This window comes from Frigoribacterium sp. PhB118, from assembly GCF_003751725.1.
Classification (GTDB): domain Bacteria; phylum Actinomycetota; class Actinomycetes; order Actinomycetales; family Microbacteriaceae; genus Frigoribacterium.
The window spans coordinates 1,484,463-1,507,825 of record NZ_RKID01000001.1 but is presented as its reverse complement, the minus strand read 5'-3'; the positions used below and the strand labels follow the sequence as shown (position 1 = coordinate 1,507,825).

The 23,363-nt window shown below is 71.2% G+C and carries 26 protein-coding genes and 1 pseudogene; 15 read left to right on the top strand and 12 right to left on the bottom strand.

Features of this window, described 5'->3' with window-relative positions:
• Window positions 1–226: 226 nt before the first annotated feature.
• Window positions 227–1,525 (bottom strand): NAD(P)/FAD-dependent oxidoreductase, encoded by a 1,299-nt coding sequence (locus EDF21_RS07010; RefSeq protein ID WP_056047096.1) that lies wholly within the window; start codon window positions 1,523–1,525, stop codon window positions 227–229.
• A gap of 304 nt (window positions 1,526–1,829) precedes the next feature.
• Between EDF21_RS07010 and EDF21_RS07005 the strand changes: the two genes are divergently transcribed.
• Complete coding sequence (locus tag EDF21_RS07005) at window positions 1,830–2,330, top strand: MarR family winged helix-turn-helix transcriptional regulator (protein WP_123570737.1); 501 nt, start codon at window positions 1,830–1,832, stop codon at window positions 2,328–2,330.
• A gap of 97 nt (window positions 2,331–2,427) precedes the next feature.
• Window positions 2,428–2,697 carry a hypothetical protein gene (locus EDF21_RS07000; protein WP_148053652.1) on the top strand — a complete coding sequence of 90 codons (270 nt, stop codon included), beginning with the start codon at window positions 2,428–2,430 and terminating at the stop codon, window positions 2,695–2,697.
• 9 nt (window positions 2,698–2,706) lie between these two features.
• On the opposite strand, the gene EDF21_RS06995 is transcribed toward EDF21_RS07000, so the two are convergent.
• Window positions 2,707–2,970, bottom strand: coding sequence for a hypothetical protein (locus EDF21_RS06995; RefSeq protein WP_056047088.1), 264 nt, complete (start codon window positions 2,968–2,970; stop codon window positions 2,707–2,709).
• Window positions 2,971–3,182: 212 nt separating this feature from the next.
• Here EDF21_RS06995 and EDF21_RS16860 point away from each other — a divergent pair, with 212 nt between their 5' ends.
• Together EDF21_RS16860 and EDF21_RS06985 are read left to right on the top strand one after the other, a co-directional pair.
• On the top strand, window positions 3,183–3,869 hold the full coding sequence (locus tag EDF21_RS16860) for a TetR/AcrR family transcriptional regulator (RefSeq protein ID WP_199736236.1): 687 nt from the start codon (window positions 3,183–3,185) through the stop codon (window positions 3,867–3,869).
• 7 nt (window positions 3,870–3,876) lie between these two features.
• The gene (locus EDF21_RS06985; RefSeq protein ID WP_123570736.1) at window positions 3,877–5,622 is read left to right on the top strand and encodes an MDR family MFS transporter; all 1,746 of its coding nucleotides are present in this window, start codon (window positions 3,877–3,879) and stop codon (window positions 5,620–5,622) included.
• A gap of 25 nt (window positions 5,623–5,647) precedes the next feature.
• On the opposite strand, the gene EDF21_RS16690 is transcribed toward EDF21_RS06985, so the two are convergent.
• Window positions 5,648–5,800, bottom strand: a complete 153-nt coding sequence (locus EDF21_RS16690; RefSeq protein ID WP_158612872.1) for a hypothetical protein — start codon at window positions 5,798–5,800, stop codon at window positions 5,648–5,650.
• A gap of 210 nt (window positions 5,801–6,010) precedes the next feature.
• On the opposite strand from EDF21_RS16690, the gene EDF21_RS06980 reads away from it, so the two are divergent.
• A complete protein-coding gene (locus EDF21_RS06980; RefSeq protein WP_123570735.1) occupies window positions 6,011–6,580 on the top strand; it encodes a GNAT family N-acetyltransferase in 570 nt (189 codons plus the stop codon).
• Here the strand turns inward: EDF21_RS06980 and EDF21_RS06975 are convergent.
• Window positions 6,577–7,173 carry a hypothetical protein gene (locus tag EDF21_RS06975; protein WP_123570734.1) on the bottom strand — a complete coding sequence of 199 codons (597 nt, stop codon included), beginning with the start codon at window positions 7,171–7,173 and terminating at the stop codon, window positions 6,577–6,579. The genes EDF21_RS06980 and EDF21_RS06975 overlap by 4 nt on opposite strands.
• 75 nt (window positions 7,174–7,248) lie before the next feature.
• On the opposite strand from EDF21_RS06975, the gene EDF21_RS06970 reads away from it, so the two are divergent.
• Window positions 7,249–7,839, top strand: a complete 591-nt coding sequence (locus tag EDF21_RS06970; RefSeq protein ID WP_123570733.1) for a hypothetical protein — start codon at window positions 7,249–7,251, stop codon at window positions 7,837–7,839.
• A gap of 137 nt (window positions 7,840–7,976) precedes the next feature.
• Here EDF21_RS06970 and EDF21_RS16685 read toward each other — a convergent pair whose 3' ends face one another.
• Entirely contained in the window at window positions 7,977–9,332 is a 1,356-nt protein-coding gene (locus tag EDF21_RS16685; RefSeq protein ID WP_158612871.1) for a hypothetical protein, read from the bottom strand.
• A gap of 209 nt (window positions 9,333–9,541) precedes the next feature.
• Between EDF21_RS16685 and EDF21_RS06960 the strand changes: the two genes are divergently transcribed.
• The gene (locus tag EDF21_RS06960; RefSeq protein WP_123570732.1) at window positions 9,542–10,651 is read left to right on the top strand and encodes a hypothetical protein; all 1,110 of its coding nucleotides are present in this window, start codon (window positions 9,542–9,544) and stop codon (window positions 10,649–10,651) included.
• A gap of 223 nt (window positions 10,652–10,874) precedes the next feature.
• Here EDF21_RS06960 and EDF21_RS06955 read toward each other — a convergent pair whose 3' ends face one another.
• The 4 genes from EDF21_RS06955 to EDF21_RS16470 form a co-directional block, all read right to left on the bottom strand.
• Window positions 10,875–11,588 (bottom strand): GAF and ANTAR domain-containing protein, encoded by a 714-nt coding sequence (locus EDF21_RS06955; RefSeq protein ID WP_123570731.1) that lies wholly within the window; start codon window positions 11,586–11,588, stop codon window positions 10,875–10,877.
• A 100-nt stretch (window positions 11,589–11,688) separates the two neighbouring features.
• The gene (locus tag EDF21_RS06950; protein WP_233568412.1) at window positions 11,689–12,297 is read right to left on the bottom strand and encodes a GAF domain-containing protein; all 609 of its coding nucleotides are present in this window, start codon (window positions 12,295–12,297) and stop codon (window positions 11,689–11,691) included.
• A gap of 95 nt (window positions 12,298–12,392) precedes the next feature.
• A complete protein-coding gene (locus tag EDF21_RS06945) occupies window positions 12,393–12,743 on the bottom strand; it encodes a hypothetical protein (protein ID WP_123570729.1) in 351 nt (116 codons plus the stop codon).
• Window positions 12,740–12,946, bottom strand: a complete 207-nt coding sequence (locus tag EDF21_RS16470) for a hypothetical protein (RefSeq protein WP_148053650.1) — start codon at window positions 12,944–12,946, stop codon at window positions 12,740–12,742. Before EDF21_RS16470 ends, EDF21_RS06945 begins: the two co-directional genes overlap by 4 nt.
• Before the next feature lie 251 nt (window positions 12,947–13,197).
• Here EDF21_RS16470 and EDF21_RS06940 point away from each other — a divergent pair, with 251 nt between their 5' ends.
• Together EDF21_RS06940 and EDF21_RS06935 are read left to right on the top strand one after the other, a co-directional pair.
• The gene (locus EDF21_RS06940) at window positions 13,198–13,515 is read left to right on the top strand and encodes an ATP-dependent DNA ligase (protein ID WP_123570728.1); all 318 of its coding nucleotides are present in this window, start codon (window positions 13,198–13,200) and stop codon (window positions 13,513–13,515) included.
• Window positions 13,515–13,751: a hypothetical protein gene (locus tag EDF21_RS06935; RefSeq protein ID WP_123570727.1), complete on the top strand. Its 237-nt coding sequence runs from the start codon at window positions 13,515–13,517 to the stop codon at window positions 13,749–13,751. Before EDF21_RS06940 ends, EDF21_RS06935 begins: the two co-directional genes overlap by 1 nt.
• Here EDF21_RS06935 and EDF21_RS06930 read toward each other — a convergent pair.
• Together EDF21_RS06930 and EDF21_RS06925 are read right to left on the bottom strand one after the other, a co-directional pair.
• On the bottom strand, window positions 13,730–13,999 hold the full coding sequence (locus EDF21_RS06930; RefSeq protein WP_123570726.1) for a hypothetical protein: 270 nt from the start codon (window positions 13,997–13,999) through the stop codon (window positions 13,730–13,732). The two genes, EDF21_RS06935 and EDF21_RS06930, sit on opposite strands and share 22 nt — an antisense overlap.
• A gap of 322 nt (window positions 14,000–14,321) precedes the next feature.
• Window positions 14,322–15,260 carry a LysR family transcriptional regulator gene (locus tag EDF21_RS06925; protein WP_056047057.1) on the bottom strand — a complete coding sequence of 313 codons (939 nt, stop codon included), beginning with the start codon at window positions 15,258–15,260 and terminating at the stop codon, window positions 14,322–14,324.
• 98 nt (window positions 15,261–15,358) lie between these two features.
• On the opposite strand from EDF21_RS06925, the gene solA reads away from it, so the two are divergent.
• From solA to EDF21_RS06890, 6 genes and pseudogenes are all read left to right on the top strand, one after another.
• A complete protein-coding gene (solA, locus tag EDF21_RS06920) occupies window positions 15,359–16,651 on the top strand; it encodes an N-methyl-L-tryptophan oxidase (RefSeq protein ID WP_123570725.1) in 1,293 nt (430 codons plus the stop codon).
• 67 nt (window positions 16,652–16,718) lie between these two features.
• Entirely contained in the window at window positions 16,719–17,549 is an 831-nt protein-coding gene (locus tag EDF21_RS06915; protein ID WP_123570724.1) for an ABC transporter substrate-binding protein, read from the top strand.
• A gap of 70 nt (window positions 17,550–17,619) precedes the next feature.
• A pseudogene (locus EDF21_RS06910) lies at window positions 17,620–18,315 on the top strand (amino acid ABC transporter permease); the annotation flags it as partial.
• Between the two features lie 118 nt (window positions 18,316–18,433).
• The gene (locus tag EDF21_RS06900) at window positions 18,434–19,201 is read left to right on the top strand and encodes an amino acid ABC transporter ATP-binding protein (RefSeq protein ID WP_123570723.1); all 768 of its coding nucleotides are present in this window, start codon (window positions 18,434–18,436) and stop codon (window positions 19,199–19,201) included.
• A gap of 190 nt (window positions 19,202–19,391) precedes the next feature.
• Window positions 19,392–21,167, top strand: a complete 1,776-nt coding sequence (locus EDF21_RS06895; RefSeq protein WP_123570722.1) for a hypothetical protein — start codon at window positions 19,392–19,394, stop codon at window positions 21,165–21,167.
• 65 nt (window positions 21,168–21,232) lie between these two features.
• Complete coding sequence (locus EDF21_RS06890) at window positions 21,233–22,105, top strand: family 16 glycosylhydrolase (RefSeq protein ID WP_233568378.1); 873 nt, start codon at window positions 21,233–21,235, stop codon at window positions 22,103–22,105.
• Between the two features lie 75 nt (window positions 22,106–22,180).
• Here EDF21_RS06890 and EDF21_RS06885 read toward each other — a convergent pair whose 3' ends face one another.
• Entirely contained in the window at window positions 22,181–23,164 is a 984-nt protein-coding gene (locus tag EDF21_RS06885; RefSeq protein WP_123570864.1) for an intradiol ring-cleavage dioxygenase, read from the bottom strand.
• Window positions 23,165–23,363: the final 199 nt, after the last annotated feature.

Below are 23,363 nucleotides of genomic sequence, written 5' to 3'. Positions count from 1 at the left end.
GACGCCGCGTCGCTGCTGAACCAGACCTTCAAGACCGATGCCGTCCAGGACGAGATGCTCGTCGGCGTCGCGAAGATCACCGCCGCCACGGAGTAACACCTCCGCTCGACCGATCGGGCACGTAGCCGATCAACGAAGAACCCCGTTCGCGAAGAAGAACCCCGATCAATCGTGGTTCGTCTTCGTGAACGGGGTTCTCGGCGTCCGGGTCAGGAGGCGCGGGCCGCTACTCGGCCTTCTCGGTCTGCCACTTCTCGGGCGCCCGGTCGCCGTTCGGGCGCACCGGCCGGACGTCGCCCACGATGGGGATGGCCCGCTTGCGGAGCGCCCAGAGGTAGCGCACGAAGAAGTGCGTGAGGGTCGAGAGTCGGTTGCCGTTCCCGAGCAGGCTCGTGATGTGGACGAACACCCACAACAGCCAGGCGACGGGGCCGGTCAGCGTGAAGCCGTTGGGCAACTGCACCACGGCGGCGTTCGTGCCCACCGTGGCCATGGTGCCCTTGTCGTGGTACTTGAACGGCGCGAGCTTCTTGCCGGCGAGCAGGCGGACGATCTGTTCGCCGATGTGCTCGCCGCCCTGGATCGCCGGCTGGGCGAGCTGAGCGAGGGCGTCGTCGGTGGCGGCGATGTCACCCGCGGCGAAGATGCAGTCGAAGCCCTTGACCGTGAGGTCGTCGTTGACCTGGATGCGTCCGCCGTGGGTCTGCGGCACGCCCCACGAGGCGACCTCGGCGTGGGCCGCGACGCCGGTGGCCCAGATGACGAGCTCGGCCGGGATGAACTCGCCGTCCGCGGCGACGACGCCGTCGGGACGGACCTCTTCGACACCCGTGTCGAGCCGCAGGTCGACGCCGCGCTTGCGCAGCACCTTGGCGGCGTACTTGCGCAGACGAGGGGAGAAGGGCTTGAGCAACTCGCCGCTGCGGTGCACGAGGGTGATCGTGATGCTCGACGCGTCGATCTCGGGGTAGGCGTCCTTCAACGCCTGGTCGCGCAGTTCGGCCAGCGCGCCGGCCATCTCGACGCCCGTGGCACCGCCACCGACGATGACGACGCGCACCTCGCCGCTGCCCACCGAGGCCGCGGCGTTCTCGAGCTGCGTGAAGAGCTCGTCGCGGATGCGCAGCGCCTGCGAGCGGGAGTACATCGAGTAGGCGTACTCGTAGGCGCCCTTGGTGCCGAAGTAGCTGGTGTTGACGCCGTTGGCGAGGACCAGGGCGTCATAGGCGATCTCCTCGCCGTCGCGCAGGGTGATGATGCGCTCGTCGGCGCGGATCGTCGTGAGCAGCCCGTGGCGGAACTCGGCGTTCGACTGCTTGGACCGCAGGCTGCGCAGGAAGTAGGTGACGTCGCCCGCGTTGAGGCCGCCGGTGGCGACCTGGTACATGAGCGGCTGGAACATGTTGTAGACGTGGCGGTCGATCAGGGTGATGCGGACGTCGGCGTCTCGGAGGGACCTCATCGCCGCGATGCCGGCGAAGCCGCCGCCGACGATGACGACGTGGGGGCGGGGGTCTGCGGTCATGGGGTTGCTCCTGCGGTGTCGATCGTGTCGTCGGATCGTCGTCGACCCCGGTTGGCCGGACCCTGGCGCCGAGTCCGCCGCGAGTTTACTCGCCTCACGAGTCGGATCGTGCACCGGATGCATCGACGGACGACCCGTGACCGGGGGACTTCCGGGGCCCGTCCACCGATGGTACGATCATCTAACTACTTGGTGATCGAGTTGCTCGTTCAATAAGCGACATGTGTCGCGCAGTCGTCGGACGGGACCCGAACCCCGGGCCGAGGTGGACGCCGTACCCGATCCGATTCCTCCCGGAGACCCGATGACCCCCGCCCCCGACGCGCAGACGACCGTCGCGCCCCGTTCCGACACCCGTGCCGACACCCGCCCTGAGCCGCGGACCGACGACGTCACCGCCGTACTCGTCGCGCTGCAGCGCCTGCAGTCCCGGATCGCCTCCGTCAACGACCGGTTGGCCAAGGGCATGGGCGTCGGCGCCACGGACTACCTCGCCCTGGTGCACCTCTCGGTGCACGGCGACACTCCGCCGAAGAAGGTCGGCGAAGCCCTGGGGCTCTCGTCGGGTGCCATGACGGCCCTCGCCGACCGCCTCGAGGCCGCCGGGCTCGTCGTCCGGCTCCAGCACCCGACCGATCGACGCAGCTTCGTCCTGGCGCTCACCGCCGAGGGGTCGAGCGGCGTGGACGAGGCCGGCATCCTCTACGGACGAGTCGTGCAGGAGGCGCTGTCCGCGTCCCGTCGTCCCGTCGCCGAGGCGGTCTTCCGCGACCTGGGTGACGCCCTCGGGGTCGCGACTCCGTGAGGACGACCGACGCCGCGCCTCCTGGTCGGGAGGTCCGGCGGAAGCCGGTGGGCGACGCCCCGGCCCCCGCGGCCCGGCGACCCGCTAGGGTCGGCTCGTGAGACTCTCGGTGACCTGGACGGCAGGCGGTGCGCAGCACGGCATGCAGGTGCACGACGATCGTCTCGTCTACGTGCTCCGTGACACCGCCGGACGCCCCACGACGCACGAGATCCCTGCCGGTTCGCTCGAGACCGTCGACTACTCGACGGTCGCGGATCGACCGGTCATCACGCTCAACGAACGAGACGGCACGAAGACGTCGTTCCCGTGCCCCCGCAAGATCGCCCGGGTGCTCTACCCGGCGATCAAGTGGCTGACCGTCTGACCGCGACCGCTACGACGTGCGCTCGAGGTCGGTGACGTGGGAGCGCCGACGGACCGCGACCTCGCGCCTCCGCGCCTTGACCGCCCCGCGGAAGCCGACCTCGGCGGCGATCGCGCCGGCGATCATCAGCGAGAAGCCGGCGAGCCCGGCGGGCAGGCCGAGCATCGTCGGGGCATCCCAGTCGAAGGTGAACGCCAGGACGGCCAGGCCGATCGCCACGAGGGCGAAACCGGCGACCGACAGGCAGACGCGGCGGGCTCTCGGTGCACTCATCCGATCAGCGTAGGCAACACCTGACGTCCGGCGACGTCGTTCTCAGGGGACGCGGATGGTTCTGCCGCGTAGCCCCCAGCCGCCCCGGTGGGAGGGCGGGTTCACAGGATGCGTGATTGCACTCCTGGCGCGAAAGTGCAATCATCGTCTTCGGCCGCGAGGCCCCCGGCGACGTCGCCGATCACGAGAGCGACGAGACCAGGAGGCGCGCGATGGCCACGACCGCCGGCAAGATGGCCCAGCGTCGACTGCGCACCCGCGTCGAGTTGACCGCTGCCGCCCGGCGCCTGACGGCCGAGCACGGACTCGCCGGCTTCACGATCGAGGAGCTCTGCGCCTCGGTCGGCATCTCGCGTCGGACGTTCTTCAACCACTTCGCGTCGAAGGACGACGTCGTGGTCGGCGTCGCGCTCGACGACGACGACGAGGCGCTCGACGGGTACTCGTCCTCGCGACGCGACCCGCGCCTCCCGCCCTTGTCGACCGTCTTCGACGACCTGGGCGCGCTCGTCGTCGAGCGTGTCGAGAACGTCGGCCTCACCCGCGGGCAGGCCGCGCACTTCAAGGCCGCACTCGACCGCGAGCCCCGCCTGTTCGGCGCCATGATGCGGCAGGGCGACGAGCAGCGGCGACGCGTCGTCTCGGCCGTGGCCGCACACGAGGGGCTCGACGGGGGCGATCCCCGCATCGACGTCGCGGTGACCCTGCTCGCCGGGCTCGTCCAGCGGGCCTTCGAACGGTTCTTCTCCGCCGAGGGGCGGGACGACGAGCGCTTCGACGCCGTCCTCGCCGACCAGCTCGTGATCGCCCGCGAGCTCTTCGCCGCCGCCGCGCCTCGTGGCCCCGCCTCCCCGCCCGCCCCGACCCACCCTGCCGACCACGACCGAAAGGCGCTGTGACCCAGCCATGACGACCACCACCGCAGCGAAGGCCGACGCGCCCTTCCTCTTGACGAAGAGACGCATCTGGATCATCTTCGGCGCCCTCATCTCGGGCATGCTGCTGTCGAGCCTCGACCAGACGATCGTGTCGACGGCCATGCCGACCATCGTCGGCGAGCTCGGCGGCGTCGAGCACCAGGCCTGGATCACCACGGCGTACCTGCTCGCCACGACGATCGTCATGCCGATCTACGGCAAGTTCGGCGACGTCCTCGGCCGTCGCAACCTGTTCCTCGTGGCGATCGCGATCTTCACCCTCGCGAGCATCGGCTGCGCCTTCGCCACCGACTTCTGGATGTTCGTGGTGTTCCGCGCGATCCAGGGCCTCGGCGGCGGCGGTCTGATGATCCTCTCGCAGGCGATCATCGCCGACATCGTGCCCGCCTCGGAGCGCGGCAAGTACCTCGGCCCGCTCGGCGCGGTCTTCGGCCTGTCGGCCATCGGCGGACCCCTGCTCGGTGGCTTCTTCGTCGACCACCTCACCTGGCAGTGGGCGTTCTACATCAACATCCCCGTCGGCATCGCGGCGTTCGCCATCACCTGGGCCGCCCTGACGCTGCCGAGCAAGAAGGCCACCAAGCGCATCGACGTGCTCGGCGTGGTGCTGCTGTCGGCGGCGACCACCTGCCTGATCTTCTTCACCGAGTTCGGCGGTCAGGACGACCACGGCTGGGGTGCGCCCGAGACCTGGCTCTGGGGCGCCGGGGTCGTGGTGGCGGCGTCGCTGTTCGTGCTCGTCGAGTCGCGTGCCGACGACCCGATCATCCCGCTGTCGTTCTTCCGCAACAAGGTGTTCGTGCTCGCGACCGCCGTCGGTTTCGTGCTCGGCATCGGCATGTTCTCGGCCATCGCGTTCGTGCCGACCTTCCTGCAGATGTCGTCGGGCGCGTCCGCGGCCGTCTCGGGCCTGCTGCTGCTGCCGATGATGGTCGGCCTGATCGGCACGTCGATCCTGTCGGGCAACCTGATCACCCGCACCGGCAAGTACAAGGTGTTCCCGGTGGTCGGCACGATCCTGACCGGCATCGCCATGGCGCTGTTCACGACCCTGACCGCCGACACCCCGCTCTGGCTGATCTGCGTGTTCCTCTTCCTCTTCGGTGCGGGCCTCGGCCTGATCATGCAGGTCGTCGTACTCGTGGTGCAGAACTCGGTCGACGCCCAGAACGTGGGCACGGCGACCAGCACGAACAACTACTTCCGCGAGGTGGGCGCCGCGCTCGGCGTCGCGATCTTCGGTGCGTTGTTCACGAGCCGGCTCACATCGAACCTGACGGACGTCTTCACGGGCGCCGGGGCCTCGGCCGGTGACGCCTCGCAGGCCACGGCGACCCTCGACCCCGCGACGCTGAACCAGCTGCCGGAGCAGATCCGTCGTCTCGTCGTCGAGGCCTACGCCGACTCGCTGGCGCCGGTCTTCGCCTACCTGATCCCGTTCATCGCCGTGGCGTTCGTGCTGTCGCTCTTCCTGCCGCAGATCAGACTCTCCGACGTGGCCGGCATGGTGTCCCGCGGCGAGGCGCTGTCGGGCGACGAGGCCGAGCAGCTCGAGGCCGCCGAGCGCGCCGCGCACGGTCGTGGCGCCGGGCGGGCCGGGAGGCGCGGTGCCGGGACGGCGTCCGAGGTGGCGACCGCCGGTGCGGTGGCGACCGGGGCTCCGGTCGCGCCACTCGACGGGGTCGACGAGCGGGACGACGCCGACCGCCCGTAGCCGGTCGGATCGCGCAGGCGCCGGGTCAGACGGCGGCGGGGCCTTGGGCGGGCAGGGCCGCGGCCGCGGTCGAGGTGCGGGCGGGGGCGGACGCGAGTCGCGCCTCCTGGGCGGCGTCCCAGACGACGCCGTCGACGTCGTCCTCGCGCAGGCGAGTGGGGGTGCTGTGGGTGCTCATGGGTGTCTCCTCGGGCGGGCCCGTCGGGTCGGACGCGTCAGACGATGGTGCGGCACGGTGGGGTCGTGCCGCGGCCCCCAGTTCGTGGGCTGTGATCGATCACCGTAGCGGATGCGCGCGGGGCGTCGTGACCGGTGGCCGTGGCCGGCGCCGCGCCTCCTCGTCCACGGTCCCTAGGATCGTGCGCATGAGCACGTCAGGTGAGGACCGATGATCCACGACGTCGCGCTGATGGGGCACGGCGTGCGGCTCGATCCGCTCGCCGTCGAGGATGCTGCCGCGCTCTGGCCGCTGACCGACGACGGGCTCTGGGCGGGCATGGTGACGCCGCGTCCGGCGAGCGTCGCGGCGTACGCCGAGCACGTGGAGGCGCAACTCGCGAACCCGACGACCCTCGCGTTCACGGTGCGCGGCGAGGACGACGGCCAGGTGCGGGGCACGACGACCCTCTACGACCTCGTGCCGGCGCAGGGGCGGGTCGAGATCGGCAGCACCTGGTACGGCCGCCCCTTCTGGGGAGGACGGACGAACCCCGCCACCAAGCTGCTGCTGCTCACGCACGCGTTCGACGCCCTCGGCCTGAACCGGGTCGCGCTGCGCTGCGACGCCCGCAACCTGCGGAGCGCGGCAGCGATCCGGCGGCTGGGCGCCGTCCCCGAGGGGGTGCTGCGTTCGCACCGCGTCGCCGCCGACGGCACCCTGGGCGACACGGCCTACTTCTCGATCGTCCGCGCCGAGTGGCCCGACGTGCGGGCCGGCCTGGAGGCGCGGCTCGCCTAGTCGCGGGTCGCCGGCGCGGCGACCTCCAACGCCTCGAAGAGCTCGTCGGCGACCAGGTGGGACTCGTTCGACATGAGGGTGATCGGGGCGCCGCCCTCGGCGTCGACCATCACCCAGCGGCCGCCACGGCGCCGACGGCGTTCGTCCACCGGAGTGACACGGACGTCGTGCAGCGCGGCGACGGGCCACTCCTCGGCCGTCACCCCCCGGAGGCGCGAGACCGGGTCGGGCACGTAGCGCAACCGCGTCGTCGACAGGGCGAAGCGACCGGGGTAGGCCGCGCCTCCGGTGGGCAGGACGCGCTCGGCGAAGGTGCCCCAGAGGAGGCGCTCGCCGGGGTCCACGGGGAGGCGTCGCCACGACGAGAGGGCGAGGGTGCGCAGGGCGAGCACCACGACGGCGGCGGCGAAGAGGACGGTGCCGACGAGCATGACGAACCACGAGCCGTCCCGGCCCTCGGACTGCGCCCGCCAGGTGAGCTGGGCGACGAACAGGAGGGTCAGGAACGCGTACAGGCTCACCATCCAGGCCTGAGCGGCCCGCAGTTTCTGCTCGGAACGGTGGCGAGGCGGGTCGGGTACGGCCTTGTCCATGAGGAATTGTCTACACCAGGGGAGCGGCGGGGTCGTCGCCGACGCCTCGGGGGCACGGACCGGTACGGTGACGGCATGTCCGACGAGACCTGGATCGTGTTCGACGACGAGCCGAAGCAGCGGGTGCTGGTGCGGGCGATGCGGGTCTTCCTGCCGGCGAGCGTGATCCTCGGGACGGCCGGTGCCTTCTTCTCTCGAGGGGGCGAGTCGCTGGTCGATCTGTTCGGCCCGATCGCCGTGCCGATCTCGTTCGTGTTCTGGGCGACCGCCGCCGCGGTCGGGTGGAACGTCGTGCTGTGGCTCAACACCCCCTTCGCGATCGACCTCGAGGGGCGTCGACTGCGCATCCGCCATCGCGTCGTGCCGTTCGACCAGATCGAACGGGCCGAGCTCGTGGGGCTGAGCGACGGCGACCAGGCCGGTCTGCTGCTGAAGATCGGCCGACGTCGGGGGCCGACGGCGTCCGTGCTGCTCAGGGAGCCGTCGACGCCCGCGCTCGACGACGCCCGACGCGACCTGCTGATCGAGGTGATCCGCGCCTCCTCGATCGCCCGCCCGGTGAGCCCGCACGACCCCACCGGGAAGTTCGGGCGGTTCACCTTCCCGGGGACGCTGGACAAGGCCGCAGCCGAGCAGGTCGTCCGCGACCCGCCCGGCCCCGGGTGAGCCCGCGCCCTGACGGGTGGCCGCGGCGGCGCCGCGCTGCGCCCCGCCGCACGCCGCCACGATGTACACAGCCCGCCACGAGATCTCGTGGCGGGCTGTGTACATCGTGGCGGCCTGAGGGGCCCGCCGGGTTCGACTCAGCGGCGACGCAGGCGCAGGCGGCCGACGACGAGCGCACCGGCCCCGGCGAGGACGGCACCGAGGGCCCAGGTCAGCGCGCCCGACGGCTCCGACCCCGTGTAGGCGAGCGACGTCGCGCGGGTCGCCGTCACGGCGGCGACGTGACGTGCCGGCAGTGCGGTCGGAGCGACGGTGCCCGGGGTCGTGACGGCGGGCACGACGACGGCCGGGGCGACCGAGAAGACGACGGCCTCCGAGAAGTCGCTCTCCGTCGTGAAGTCGGCGTCGAAGGTGTAGGCGTCCGTCGCGAAGTCGCCGGCGGGCAGGACGAAGCGGGCCGCGAAGCGTCCGTCCGCGTCCACGGGCACCACGGCCGTCGCGGAGCCCGAGACCTCGTAGGGGACGGGGTCGACGTCGACCTGGATCTCGAAGGCGATCTCGTCGCCGGTGGGCTCGGCGTCGGACGTCGGGTCGAGCTCAGTCGTCGGGTCGGGCTCAGTCGTCGGGTCGGCGTCCGGCGACGGCGCATCGGTCGACGGGTCGGGCAGATCGGTGACCAGATCGTCGGCGTCGTAGACCTCGACGAGGGCGTAGCCGCCGGGGATGCCGTTCTGGCCGTTCACGGTGACGACACCGGCCGTCGCGCCGACCGGTGCGACGAGCGCGGGGGCGGGGGCGGAGGCCGTCACCGGCACGTCGGACGAGGTCGAGAGGCCGCTGCCGTCCGTGACCGTGACCGTGACGACGCCCCCGACGGCGAAGGTCGCCGGCAGCTCCACCCAGAACACCGTCGATCCGTCCTCGTCGAAGACGGGGGAGTCGTCGAACGAGACGTAGTCGGCATCGGCGGGCACGCCGTCGCCCGACACCGTGACGTCCACGACGTCACCGGGCGTGAAGCCCTGGGCGACGACCGGGAAGGCCTGGCCCGGGTGCGCGGCGGTGACGGGGATGAGGACGAAGAGGTCGTCGGCCACCACGTCGGCCGCGGCCCCCGCCGGAGCGACCTCCTGGGTCGAGGCCGAGGTCTCGACCGGCGCGTCGACCTCCGCTGCGACCGCGTCGGTCGCCTCCTCCGACGATCCGCTGGTGTCGGTGGCGTCGCTCGCGGGTGTCGTGGGGGTGACGGCCGGGGCGTCGGGTCCGGCCTGGTCGGGCACCGCCGGTGAGGCCTCGCCCGGGACGGTCACGGCGGTGGCGCTCGTCGAGTCGGCCGACGTCGAGTCGGTCGGCGTGGAGGTGCCGGCCGGGGCGTCGGTCGACACGGGGTCGCCCTCGGCGGCGAAGGCCGTGGCGGGCGTGAGGACGAGGGCCGCGGCCAAGGCGACGGCGGGCAGGGCGGTGGCGGCGCCGAGGCGGCGTGATGTGGACATGGTTCCCCCGGGACGAGTGGTGCCGCGCGTCGGGTGAGCACGGTCGGTCGACTGTAGACAGCACGGTCGGGCCGGTCGACGGGCGGAGTCGGCTGCGGGCCTCGTCGTGACGAGACCGTGATGCCGTTGTCCCCCGTCCCGCGGCGACCGGGTACGACCGTTGCGCGATCGAGACGGCCCGCGCCTCCTCTGCTCGGTAGCGTCGGGGCATGGGGACGACGACGAAACGGGTCGGGGCGGCGTTCGCGTGGACGCTCGCGACGACGATGCTGCTGGTGGCGTGCACGAGTGGCGGTGCGGGCGGTGACGACTCGGAGCCGTCGACGCCGGTGGCCTCCGGGCCGACGGCGACGGCGACGCCGACACCGGTCGCCGACTCGCCGGTCACCGAACTCGGGGTGGACTGCGCAGGTCTGTTGTCCGCCGAGACCGCCGGTGCCTTCGACGCGTCATGGACTCCGCGGGACTACTACGACCGCGACTCCGTCAGGCCCTCGGACTACGCGATCGCCCAAGAAGGAGGGCTCTCGTGCACGTGGAACGACGGAGGGTCGTCGGACGGCAAGAACAACCCGACCGGGGGCGGCGGCTACAGCGGCCTGCTCGTGCAGGTTCTCCCGCACGCCGGTGACACGTGGCCGCGGTTCGTCGAGATCTACGGCGACGACCCCGACGGCCGGTGCTTCGGCGACGAGACCTTCCGGGGCTGCACCTTCGACCAGCTGGTCGGCGACAGCTGGGTGTCGATCATCGCGACGGAGTTCGCGCCGTCCGTCGAGGCCACGTCCGAGCAGCGCTTCGCACCGGTCGTCGCCGAGGTGACCGAGGTCGTCTCCTCGGCCGACGTGGTGGACGACCCCTGGCCGCTCGGCGGCCCGGCCCGGCCCTGGTCCTGTGTGGCCGACGCCGCGCTCGAGCGCGAGGCCATGGGTGCGGGCGACGACCTGTTCGTGTTGACCCCGGGCGGTGGTTGGTCGGTCTACGCCGCGGCCTGGAGTCGGGCGGTCGCCACGTCGTGCTCGATCCTCGACGACACGACGCCCTACAGCAGCGAGAGCGTCCTGGCCGGAGGCGCCTGGGCCCTCCATCAGCGCATCGAGTTCGGTCTGCTCGACCCTGACACGGCCGTGACCGTGCCCGGGCTCGCGGACGGTGACCGGGCGTACCGGTCCTGCTCGGCGACGGAGTGCGTCACCGACCTCGTGCTGGGCGACGACTGGGCCCGGCTCACGGTCGAGCGCGCCACGGTGCCCGACACGGAGGCCGCCAGCGAGCGGCTCGTCGAGGGCTACGTCGCGCGGGCGGCGGCCTCGGTCTGATGGTGAGTGCCCTCCGTCGAAACGGGTGATCGTTGGAGGGCACTCACGGGCCGATGGTCTTCGGGAACCGATCGGCCACCCCTCGCGAGCCGGGTTCAGGCCGGCCCGCGACGGGCTCGGTGAACAGACTCGCAGTCACGTCGCCCCCTGAGAAGGGGCTGGACAAAGTTGGTCGTCATCGCTTGAGCAGGTCCGGCGGCCATGGCGCGGTTCGCGTTGGAGGTCAGAGTTCGAGGCGGCGCTCGACGACGTCCCGGGCGACGTCGGCCAGGCGGGCGTTGTGGTCACGAGCATGGCGCCGGAGTACGTCGAAGGCGGCGTCGGTGCTGACGCGGCGGGTCTCGGACACGACGCCCTTGGCCTGCTCGATGACGACGCGCGTGCCGAGGGCGGTCTGCAACTGTCGCTGCACGACGTCCCCCTCGCGCACCGTGCGCTCGTGCAGGATGCCGATCGTGGCGACGTCCGCCAGCGCCTGAGCGGCGCGGATGTCACGGGGGTTCAGATCGCCGGTCTCTCGACGCAGGAGGTTGAGCGTGCCGATCGTCTCGGCCCTGAGTCGGAGGGGGATCGCGAACACCGAGGCGAAGCCGTGCTCGGACGCGGCCCGGGCGAACGGCAGCCACCGGTCGGGCACGGTGCCGAGGTCGGGCACGCTGACGGAGGCGCCGGTGACGTAGCAGTCGAAGCAGGGGCCCTCTTCGGAGTCCAGCTGCATGACCTCGATCAGGTACGACGCCTCGCTGGTCGAGGCCACGACGTCGAGCGCCCCGTCGGCCTCGGCCAGCAGGATGCCCGCGGCGCTCACGTCGAACAGGTCGACCGTGGTGTCGACCAGGGTCTGCAGCAGTTCGACGACGTCGTAGTCGGCGACGAGGGTGTCGGCCAGGGTGGTGAAGACGTCGACGAGATGGGTCTCCCGGTCGGTGTTACTCATTGCGGTGTTCCTCGATTCCGTGTTCTGAGGCCGAGAACGTCAACCGCCCACGGAGGATGTCGGTGGCCACGTCGATCACGCGGGCCCCGGTCGAGAACGCCTAGCCCTGCAAGAGGAGGTGCGCATCGTCGGCCGACACCCGGGCCTGGACGAGGATGCGTCCGGTGGCCTGGTGCACGATGCGGCGCGAGTGCGCCCCGACGGGCTCGACTTCGAGGTTGTTGTCGCGTCGCTCCCGTTCGAGCGTGTGGCGGAGGACGGCGCGACTGACGGCTCGGGCCAGGATCTGGGCCCGCACCACGGCCTCGCCCGGCATCTCGTCCGGCCGGTCGCTGTACAGGTCGATGGCACCCAGTTGCAGGGGGCCCACCCGGACGGGGAACACGAACATGGCCTGGACGTCGAGGTCGACGATCGCGGGGCCGAACGTGGGCCAGACGGCACTGGACGACGCGCGCGCGTCGGACACCAGCACCGGGCTGCCGGTGCGCATGGCGTCCCAGCACGGGCCCTCGCCGAGGTCGAACTGCAGCTCGTCGAGCCGCAGGGCGGTGTCGTCCGTCGCCGTCAGGGTCTCGCTGCCGAGGACGGGGCCCACGGTGGCGATCGAGACCCCGGAGACGGGGAAGAGGTCGAGGAAGGGCCGTGACAACGAATCACCGATCGGCGCACGACTCATCGCCTCGACCGCGTCGTCGAATGTCGTCATGGTCACCGCCCGGTTCTCTGGATGAGTCTCGTCGAGCTCAGGGAATCTCGGGTCGTCGCGGGCGACCAGGGCGGAGGCGCGTCGACCCGTCTCGATCAACTCTGGGTGAGGTCGGGTTGGCAGTACGCGCTGTCGACGTGCGCCTCCGTGTCGAGAGGGTTGGCCGACGGTGCGTGCCGCAACGCGTCGAGGCGCCGCTTCATGTAGGCGAGCGCATCGGCGTTGTCGGGCTCGGGCAACTCGGTGTGGGCGCTCTCGGCCATCAGCGGTGCACCCCCGCCGAGCAACAGGATGGCTCGCACCTCGTCCCCGTCCGAGCTGATCGCCGCGAGTTCGACGTCGTCCGCGTCGTGGTGGTGGGCCAACGCGGCGGCGTACTCGAGGACCGTGACGGCGGTCTCGTCGCCGAGCAAGAACGACTTGTCGGCGAAGGTCATGTGCTTCACCGGGTGCTCCCTCGCGAGGACCTGCCGTCGTGGGCGGGACGGGGCAGGAAGAAGTCCTCGTAGGCGGGCAGTCGGTACGCACTGCTGCTCCGGTCGATGCCGGTCAGGCCGATGCTCACGCGGTGTGCTCGAGAGATGCCGGGTTTGGGGTACGTGTGGATCACCGCGGGTCGAGCGAACGGATTGGTTTCGTAGGTGCTCATGACCGACCTTCCTCCCGGGGTGACCGACCTCCGCTGGCCCGGGGATCGGCCTCCAATCTATGAAGACCCCCCCGTTCTGGTGAAGAGGGTTGACCTGTCGTCAGTTCTGTGAGATTGGGGATTATCGGGGTAGAAGGTTCGGTGTCGGGGGACAGATGTCGTGTAGCGTCTGGTCGCATCGGTCGTCCAACGACCAGTGCGTCGAGCGGCCGTCTGGGCCCTGGTCGCTCCGATCTCGCAGAAGGCCAGACATGGGAAAACTCGCTTACGACCGCTCGTTGACCATCGATTTCGACGACCGCACCCTCGCCCATCTCCAGATCGTCATCGGCATGAAGATGCGTCGCGGTGAGTCGTTCTACTTCTCGTGGAAGGACGACCAACAGGTCGGGGACGGCCGCACGAGCATCTGGCTGCACCCGACCATCCCGCTGGTGTACAAGTACTACGGCTCGCGCAGCCCGGCGATCAACCCTGCATGGATCCACGCTCTCGAGGTCAGTGCCAACACCAACTCGGGTCTCCACATCGTGCCCGAGCCCTCCGTACCCATCAACAAGGCCATCTGATGAACCGCATCGACATCGTCTACGACGGTCATGCCTACACCTTGTCGAACACGTCGCTCGAGGACCTCAAGGCCCGCGTCCTGGCCACCGCGACCGGCGGCGAGCCGTTCTGGCTGACCGTCAACGAGGGGGCCGGCACGCTGAAGGCCGTCGAGGTGCTGATCACCGCGTCGTCGCAGCTCAGCCTGGCCGAGATCCGGCGAGAGCCGGACGACTACGCCGACTCGGCGGCGTAGTAGTCGAAGTCGGGGAGCTCCGCGACGGAGGCTGCCGACGGATCGTCGACACGGTCGTCCGTCTCGAACCAGATCTCGGTCCGGGTGGTGACCAGGACGGACACATGACTGCCCGACGCGGTCTCGACGTCGACGAATGCTGGCGCTCCGCCGGATGCGGCGACGATCCGACCCTTCAGGGCGTCGACGTCGCTCTCGGGCGACAGGCGGATGGCTTGTTGACGTGTGTACAGCGTCGTCACGGGCATGGGATGGACCTCTGATCTCTTGGTGGGGGGTGTCCGCCCGGTCTCGTCGTGTCCGAGGTCTGGAGACACGATGGTCGGCCGGGGCGCGCACTGGTCGTCACACTAGGCCGCAGGCCTGTGAGGGGCCGCGACCCCTAGGGCGGGTCGCGGCCCCGCGACGCGACGATCGTCGCATCGGTCTCCGCCGACACGGCCGTGTGACGAGACCGTGCCGCCCCTGAAGCACTGGCAGGAGATGCTCCATCCTCTCCGGCCCGGAGAGGATGCGCACCGGGCTTGACACGGGACGCGACGTGCCCCGAGTCGTGCTCGCGTCGTCGGTTCAACCGCCGATCAACTCGAGGGTGATGCGCCCGGCCCGCAGGTCGCGGTCGCGCATGACGGTGAGCTCGGTCCGGATCTGCGCCGTGAAGGCCGTCGTCATGGGGTTCGGCCGGCCGGAGAGCCAGAGCATCGAGAGGGCCGTCCGCGCCCAGTCCTCGGCGATCGTGACGAAGCGGACGCCGGGGATCGGGATGTACGACGAGAGGTAGGGCATGAGCGAGACGCCGAGGCCGCAGGCGACCGTGCTCAGCATCGAGAGGTCGTTGACCGCGTGGATGGGGATGCGGGGGTTGAACCCGGCGCGGACGCACGACATGACGATGCGGTCGTAGGCCTGGGGTGCGTCCTCGCGGTTGAACATGATGAAGTCGTCCTCGGCCAGTTCGCCGAGCGGCACCGAGGTCTCGCCTGCCAGGCGGTGGGTGTCGGGCAGGGCCACGACCAGCGGCTCGAGAGCCAGCTGCTCGACCTCGAACCGGTCGTCGATCGACCGGACGCGCGTGAACCCCAGGTCGACCGACCCCCGCACGAGGTCGGACAGGATCGCCTGCTCCTCGCTCTCCTCGACGAGCACCCGGGCACCCGGGTGCGACGCGGAGAACGCCCGCACCACGGTCGGCAGCAGGCCGGCGAGCACCGAGCTGATGCTGCCCACCCGCAGCGGTTGGACGTCGGCCACGACCGAGTCGAGCAGCGACTCGGTCTGCTCGATCTGGTGCAGGATGCGCTTGCCTTCGCGCTTCAGCAGTTCACCCGCGGGGGTCAGTCGGGGGGCCGTCCGCGCCTGTCGCTCGAACAACCGCGTGCCGAGCTTCGCCTCGAGTCGTGAGATGGCCTGGCTGAGCGGCGGCTGGCTCATCTGCAACCGTGCGGCGGCCTTCGTGAAGGACAGGTCGTCAGCGACCGCCATGAAGTAGGTGAGCTCTCGGATCTCCATGACGGGCCTCTCGTCGGTCGCGCCTCATATGCAGCGCGTATCAGATCATCCCTTTTTGGTATTTGAGGGCGCAAGTGCCGACGCAATAGACAGGGGCCATGAACGACGCCACCACCGCCTCCTCGGTACCTGGACCCACCGACCCGTCCCTCGACGCCGACGTCATCGTCGTCGGGCTCGGCGCCTGGGGGGCACAGGCGCTCTGGCGACTCGCCGAGCGGGGACGGCGCGTGATCGGCGTCGAGCGCTTCGGCATCGGCCACCCGATGGGCTCGACCCACGGCGCGACCCGGCTGTTCCGCATCGCCTGCATGGAGCACCCGGGGCTCGCCCCGATCGCGACCCGCGCCCGCGACCTCTGGTACGACCTCGGCGAGCGCACCGGTCAGACCCTCCTGCGTCAGACCGGCGGCGTCATGGTCGGCCCCCGCGACGGCCACGTCGTCGCCGGCACCCTGCGTGCCGTCCACGAGGCCGGGCTCGAGTCGACGGTCTTCGAGCACGACGAACTCGTCGCGCGGTTCCCGCAGTACGCCGGCTTCGGCCCCGACGACATCGGCGTGTGGGACCCCGCCGCCGGCATCAGCTACCCCGAGAAGGGCGTGCGGGCCGCCGTCGAGGTGGCCCGGTCGCTCGGCGCGACCGTGCTGACCGACACCCGGGTGACGGCGATCGACCCCGTCGACGGGGGAGTCGAGGTCACGGCCGGGGGACGCGTGCTGCGGGCCGCCCGCGTGGTCGTGACGCTCGGTGCCTGGACCCCGCAGTTCGTCGACCATCCCCTCGTCGCCCGCCGCACCCCGCTCTTCTGGTTCGAGGGCACGACCCCCGAGGCGACGGCACCGGGCGGCGACTTCGACCTCGCGGCCTTCCCGGTGTTCATCCGCCAGCTGCCCGACGGCACCACCCTCTGGGGCCACGGCGCCGACCGGGGCGACGGTGACGGCTACGCCGTCAAGATCGGCCTCGAGGACTCGGGCGGTGCCTTCGAGGACGCCGAGGCCGACACCGTGGACCGGTACATCCACCCCGCGGCGGACTACGGCATGCTCTCGGCAGCCGTGGCCCGGGCCTTCCCGGGGCTCGACCCGACCCCCGCCAAGGCGATCGCCTGCATGGTGACGAACTCGCCCGACCGGCAGTTCGTCATCGGCCACCCCGGCGGCGACCCCCGCGTCGTGGTCGCCGGCGGCGACAGCGGCCACGGCTTCAAGCACGCCCCCGCGATCGGGGAGCTGCTCGCGCAGCTGGCCGTCGACGAGGAACCGTTCACCGACATCGACTTCATGAGCCCCGACCGCGGCTACGACGGCACGTCCTGGCTCGACGAGGACGACCACACGGCTGCGGCCGCCACCGACACGGTCGACCGCCTGGCCGTGCCGTCCTGATCGACCCGACCCGCGCCTCCCGAACCCACCCCGCACTCCCCTTGCACCGCCCTGACAGGAGAGAACCATGACCAGACGAACGACCACCCGCCTCACGGCCGCCCTCGCCGCGGTCGCCGCCCTCGGCCTCGCCCTGACCGCCTGCTCGTCGGGCGGCGCCGAAGCCGGCGCCTCGAACGAGCTGGGCACCGTCTCGGCCGGCACGTTGCGGGTCGGCACGACCGGCGACACCAAGCCGTACGCGTACACCGAGGACGGCGAGCTGCAGGGCTTCGACGTCGAGATGGCGAAGGAGGTCGCGAAGCGCCTCGGGCTGAAGACCGAGTTCGTCACGCAGGAGTTCTCGGCCCTGCTGCCCGCCGTCGCCAACGGGCAGCTCGACATGGCGGCCGCGTCCATCAGCGACACCGAAGAACGCGAGAAGACGGTCGACTTCAGCGACCACTACTTCATCGGGTACATCTCGGTCCTGGCCGCCGACGGCTCGGGCATCACCGACGACGAGTCCTCGCTCGACGGCAAGCGCCTCGGCATCGTCCAGGGCACGATCCAGGACAGCTACGCGCAGGAGAACTTCACCGGTGCCGAGCTCGTGCGCTTCCCCGACAACAACAGCGCCGTCGCCGCGCTGGGCTCGGGCACCATCGACGCGCACTTCCTCGACTTCCCCGTGGCCGAGGAGTACGCGGCGGCGTCGAACGGCTCGCAGACCATCGCGATCAACGTCGCCGTGCCCGAGTTCCCGGTGGGCTTCCCGATCGCGAAGGGCAACGACGCACTGAAGACGGCCGTGGACGGGGCCGTCGCCGACATCGTCGCCGACGGCACCTGGCTCGAGATCGACCAGGAGTTCTTCCCGGACCAGCCCGTGCCCGACGAGTTCCAGCCGAGCGAGTGAGCAGGGGGCGACCGTGAACTTCTCCGACGCGCTGGCCAACATCGGCCGCAGCTTCTTCGACGGTGAGGCGATGCTGCGCACGCTGCCCGACATGCTCGCCTACGGGGTGTGGAACACGCTGCTGCTGGCCCTCTGCGCCACGGCGATCGGCATCGTGGTCGGGCTGCTGCTCGCGGTGATGGGCACGAGCCGCCATCGCCTGCCGCGCGTGCTCAGCCGCATCTACACCGACGTGTTCCGCGGCCTCCCGGCCATCCTCACGATCCTGCTGATCGGCACGGGCCTGTCCCCGCTGTTCAACCTGTTCACGCGGGGGAACCCGTACCCGCTGGGCATCCTCGCCCTCAGCCTGATCGCCAGCGCCTACATCGGCGAGATCTTCCGGGCCGGCATCCTCGCCGTCGACCGTGGTCAGCTCGAGGCGTCCCGGGCGCTCGGCATGAGCCACGGCGACTCGATGCGGCTCGTCGTGATCCCGCAGGGCATCCGCCAGGTGCTCCCGTCGCTGGTGAACCAGTTCATCGCGATCGTCAAGGACTCGTCGCTCGTGTACTTCCTCGGCCTGATCACGTCGCAGCGCGAGCTGTTCCGCATCGGGCAGGACGCGGCCATCACCAACGGCAACCTCTCGCCGCTCGTGCTGGCGGGCGTGTTCTACCTGATCATCACGGTGCCGTTGACGCACCTGGTCAACGTCATCGACCGTCGGCTGCGCGAGGGCCGCTCGTTCGGGCGGCGCCCGTCGGGCGGCGCCCGTCGGGCACGGTCCCCCCGGCCGCCCCGCCGACGTCGGCGGGAGCGGTCGCGACGGCCGCCCCCACCGCCTCGGCCGCACCCGCCCCCACCGCCGAACCCCTCGCCCCCGCCACGTCTGGAGCCCCTCGATGACCGCCCTCACCGCGCCTCCTGCCGTGCCCGCGGTCCAGACCGCCGGCGACCTCGAGATCCGGGGCCTGACCAAGGACTTCGGCGCCACCCGGGTGCTGCACGGCATCGACCTCGTGGTGCCCGCCGGCACGACGACCTGCATCATCGGCCCCTCGGGGTCGGGCAAGTCGACGGTGCTGCGCTGCATCAACCGCCTCGAGGAGCCCTCGGGCGGCGAGGTGCTGCTCGACGGGACGGACGTGCTGCACGGCTCCGAGGACGCGCTGCGTCGTCGGGTCGGCATGGTGTTCCAGCACTTCAACCTGTTCCCGCACCGGACGGTGCTCGACAACATCGTGCTGCCGCTGCGCCGGGTGCGTCGGGCGTCGGCGGCCGAGGCCCGACGGGTCGCGCTCGAGCGCCTCACCGAGGTCGGGCTCGCCGAGAAGGCCGACGTGCGGCCCGCGTCCCTCTCGGGAGGCCAGAAGCAGCGCGTCGCCATCGCCCGGGCCCTGGCGCTCGGACCCGAGGTCATGCTCTTCGACGAGTCCACCTCGGCCCTCGACCCCGAGCTGGTCAAGGGCGTGCTCGCCCTGATGAAGGGGCTGGCCGGCGCGGGCATGACCATGGTCGTGGTCACCCACGAGATGGGCTTCGCCCGCGAGGCCGCCGACCAGGTCGTCTTCATGGACCGCGGCGTCGTCGTCGAGGCCGGGCCGCCGGCCCAGCTCTTCGACCACCCGCGCACCGACCGGCTGAAGACCTTCCTCGACCAGGTGCTCTGACCCGCAGGACCCGAGGAGGCGCGGTGCCGGCGCGACCGGCACCGCGCCTCCTGCAGTCTCCGCACTTTTCCCGCACCCCCCCCCGTTCGCGTACTGGACAGGAGGGTCTTGTTTCGTCGTGGAGGCGGGCGTAGCGTCCGGATCGGGTGGCAAAGACGCCACCGGAGACGAGAAGATCATGCACAGACGGATGAGGACTCTGATCGCGGCGGGGGTCGCCGCGAGCGTCGTGGGGGCGGTGGTGCCCGCGCTCGCCGCGCAGTCGGCACCGACCGTGACCACCAGCGACCGGCCGGACTTCGGCCCGAACGTGACCGTGTACGACCCGAGCGTGCCGGCCTCGGCGATCCAGGCCGACATCGACGCGGCCTTCGACGCGCAGCTGCGCAACCCGACGGCGCAGTTCGGCGGCCAGCGCCACGCCTTCCTGTTCGAGCCCGGCACCTACGGCCGGGTCTTCGCGAACCTGGGCTTCTACACGGCGCTGCAGGGGCTCGGCAAGGACCCCGACGACGTCACGATCCGGGGCGCGGTCAACGTCGACTCCGGGTGGAACGCCGGCGACGAGAAGAACGCCACCCAGAACTTCTGGCGGTCGGTCGAGAACCTCGCCGTCGAGCCGGAGTCGGGCGTCGACCGCTGGGCCGTGTCTCAGGCCGCACCCATGCGTCGCGTCCACATCAGGGGCGACCTGACGATGGGGCCGTCGAACCAGGACGGCGGACAGGGCTACTCGTCGGGCGGCTACATCGCCGACAGCAAGGTCGACGGCACCGTCAGCTCGGGGTCGCAGCAGCAGTGGTACACGCGCGACTCGACCCTCGGTTCGTGGCAGGGCGGCAACTGGAACATGACCTTCTCGGGCGTGCAGGGCGCGCCCGCGAACGACTTCTCGAAGAGCTACACGACCCTCGCCACGACGCCGGTGACGCGCGAGAAGCCGTACCTCTACCTCGACGACGCGGGGGACTACCACGTGTTCGTCCCCGCGCTGCAGCGGGACTCGGCCGGGGTCACCTGGCCGGGCACCCCCGGCACCGACCTGCCGATGCGCGACTTCTTCGTCGCGCACCCGGGCGACTCGGCCGCGACGATCAACGGTGCCCTGGCGCAGGGCCTGAACCTGTTCTTCACGCCGGGCACATACCCGCTCGACCAGGCCATCGAGGTCGCGCGGGCCGACACCGTCGTCACGGGCATCGGGTTCCCGACGCTCGTCCCGACCAGCGGCGACGCGGTGCTGACCACGGCCGACGTCGCCGGGGTGAACGTCTCGGGGCTCGTCGTCGACGCCGGCACGCAGAACAGCGACCAGCTGATGCGACTCGGCACGACGGGCTCGCACGTCGACCACGCGGCGAACCCGCAGAGCGTGCAGGACGTGTACTTCCGCGTCGGCTCGAGCATCCAGGGCAACGCGACCACCACGCTGCAGGTGAACTCGGACGACACGATCATCGACCACATCTGGGCCTGGCGTGCCGACCACGGCGGCGCCCCCACGGGCTGGACGGTCAACCGCGGCGCGACCGGCGTCGAGGTGAACGGCGACGACGTCCTGGCCACCGGCCTGTTCGTCGAGCACTACCAGCAGTACCAGGTGGTGTGGAACGGCGAGCGCGGCCGCACGGTGTTCTTCCAGAACGAGCTGCCGTACGACGTGCCCGACAACGCCTCGTGGCAGAGCCCGACCGGCGAGGGCTGGGCGGCGTACAAGGTCGCCGACGGCGTGACCAACCACGAGATCTGGGGTGGCGGCGTGTACTCGTTCTTCGACGCCAACCCGCAGGTGCGCCTGGCGCAGGCCTTCGAGGTGCCCCGGGTGCCGGGCGTGAAGGCCCACGGGGTCTTCACGGTCTCGCTCGGTGACGTCGGCACGATCTCGAGCGTCATCAACGGCGTCGGCGACTCGGTGCCGACGCCTGCGGGCAACACCGTCCCGAGCCGGGTGGTGACGTACCCGTGACCGGACGCCCTGACGACACGAACCGACTCACGGACACGAACCGACGCACGACGACGAGCGGAGACATGATGAGGACCGACCAGCACCTGACGACACGCACCCTGACCCGTCGCACCCTGACGCGTCGCACCCTGACCGGCGTCGGTCTGGCCGCCGCCGCGGCGCTCGCCGCGACCACGGTCGCCGCCGCGCCCGCCCCGGCCTCGGCCGAGACCTCCGCCCAGCAGGCGATCGTCTGGTCCCAGGAGTTCGACGGCGGGGCGGGCAGCGCCCCAGACCCCTCGGTCTGGAACCTCGAGACCGGTGGGGGCGGCTGGGGCAACGGCGAGTTGCAGAACTACACGAACTCGCGGTCGAACTCGGCCCTGGACGGCAACGGCAACCTCGTGATCACCGCGAAGCGCGAGGGCGACGGGTCGTACACCTCGGCCCGGCTGACCACGCAGAACAAGTACACGGCGCAGTACGGCCGGGTCGAGGCGCGCATCCAGATCCCGCGTGGCCAGGGCATCTGGCCGGCCTTCTGGATGCTCGGGGCCGACCTGCCCACGAACGCCTGGCCGAGCGCGGGCGAGATCGACATCATGGAGAACGTCGGCTTCGAGCCGCACCGCGTGCACGGCACCGTGCACGGCCCCGGCTACTCGGGCGGTGAGGGCCTGACCAGCACGTGGCAGCACCCGCAGGGCTGGTCGATCGCCGACGACTTCCACACCTTCGCGGTCGACTGGGCACCCGGCTCGATCACCTGGTCGGTCGACGGGCAGGTCTACCACCAGGTCACGCCGGCCAGCACGGGCGGCGACCCGTGGGTCTTCGACAAGCCCTTCTTCATCATCCTCAACGTCGCGGTCGGAGGTGCCTGGCCCGGCTATCCCGACGGCAGCACACCGCTGCCGCAGCAGATGAAGGTCGACTACGTGCGCGTCTACCAGTAGGCGACGACCCGAGGAGGCGCGGTGCGAGGAGGTCTCGCACCGCGCCTCCTTGCGTCGCCACGAGGTCTCGGCGGCTCAGCGCGAGCCGGGGGCGCCGCCGCCACCGGGTGCGGCGCCGGCGGTGGGTGTCGTGCCCGTGTCGACGCGGACGGTCAGCGCCAGTGCGTAGCCCGACGTCGCGTCGCCCGTCACCGACGGCAGCTGGAGTGCCCCGCTGTCGTCGCTGAAGACGTTGTCGTCGGCGAGGCTGACCCGCCCGAGGTTGGCCGTCGAACCGTCGTAGTCCGAGAGGGCGTAGACGGTCCGGCACGCGTCCTCGGGCAGGGCGAGCTGGGACGTCGCGATCGCGTTCGTCGAATCGGTGATCGACCCCACGTCGGGGTAGACCTCGAAGTGGATGTGCGGCCACCGCCCCGAGTAGCAGGCCGGGAAGACCGACGAGAAGGTCACCGTGCCGGAGGCGTCGGCGACCTGCACGCCGCGCAGGTAGGTCTCGCCCGTGATGCCGTCCGAGTACATCGAGTACCCGCCGGCCGCGTCGCAGTGCCAGACGTAGACGGCGACGTCGGCGAACGGCACGTCGCCGTTCGCCATGTCGAGCACCGTCATGCTCAGCGTGATCGGCACGCCCGCCGCGGTGGTGCCACCGTCGAGGCTCGACCGGATGTCGCTGCGCACGATGCCCGACCGCTCGAGCACGTCGGCTCCGTTCGAGCCGTCGCCCGGGTAGGGTCCGGCGGTCTCGTCGGGGATCTCGCCCGCCGGCAGCGTGGTGGCCGCGCCCGCGGAGGCGCTCGGGCTCGGCGACGCCGTGGCGGTCGAGGAGGCGCCGGTCCCGCCTGCCCCCGTGGCCGACGTGCAGGCGGCGAGCACGACGCTGCCCGCCCCGAGCCCGATCAGGCTCAGCACGCTGCGGCGCGAGACGAGCGTCCGCAGGTCGAAGGCGACGCCCTGGTCGACGACCTCGTCGTCGACGCGGTCGAGCAGTCGGCCCTCGTAGGCAGGGCCCTCGGGCGTGCGGTCGGGTTCGGGGATGCGGGTCGGGCGGGTGTCGCTCATGGTCACGCTCTCGGCTCGGGGCTGGTCGCCTCGGATGGGATCACCGTCATCCTGGAGCCCGTCCCGATGCGCCGGCCCTGCGCCTCCGATGAACCGCCCATGAAGGAGGCGCGGTGCGAGGAGGTCTCGCACCGCGCCTCCTTCCGTCGGCCGCACCTGCGGCCCGCCCGGGCACGAGAGAGGGGCACGGCCGCGGAAG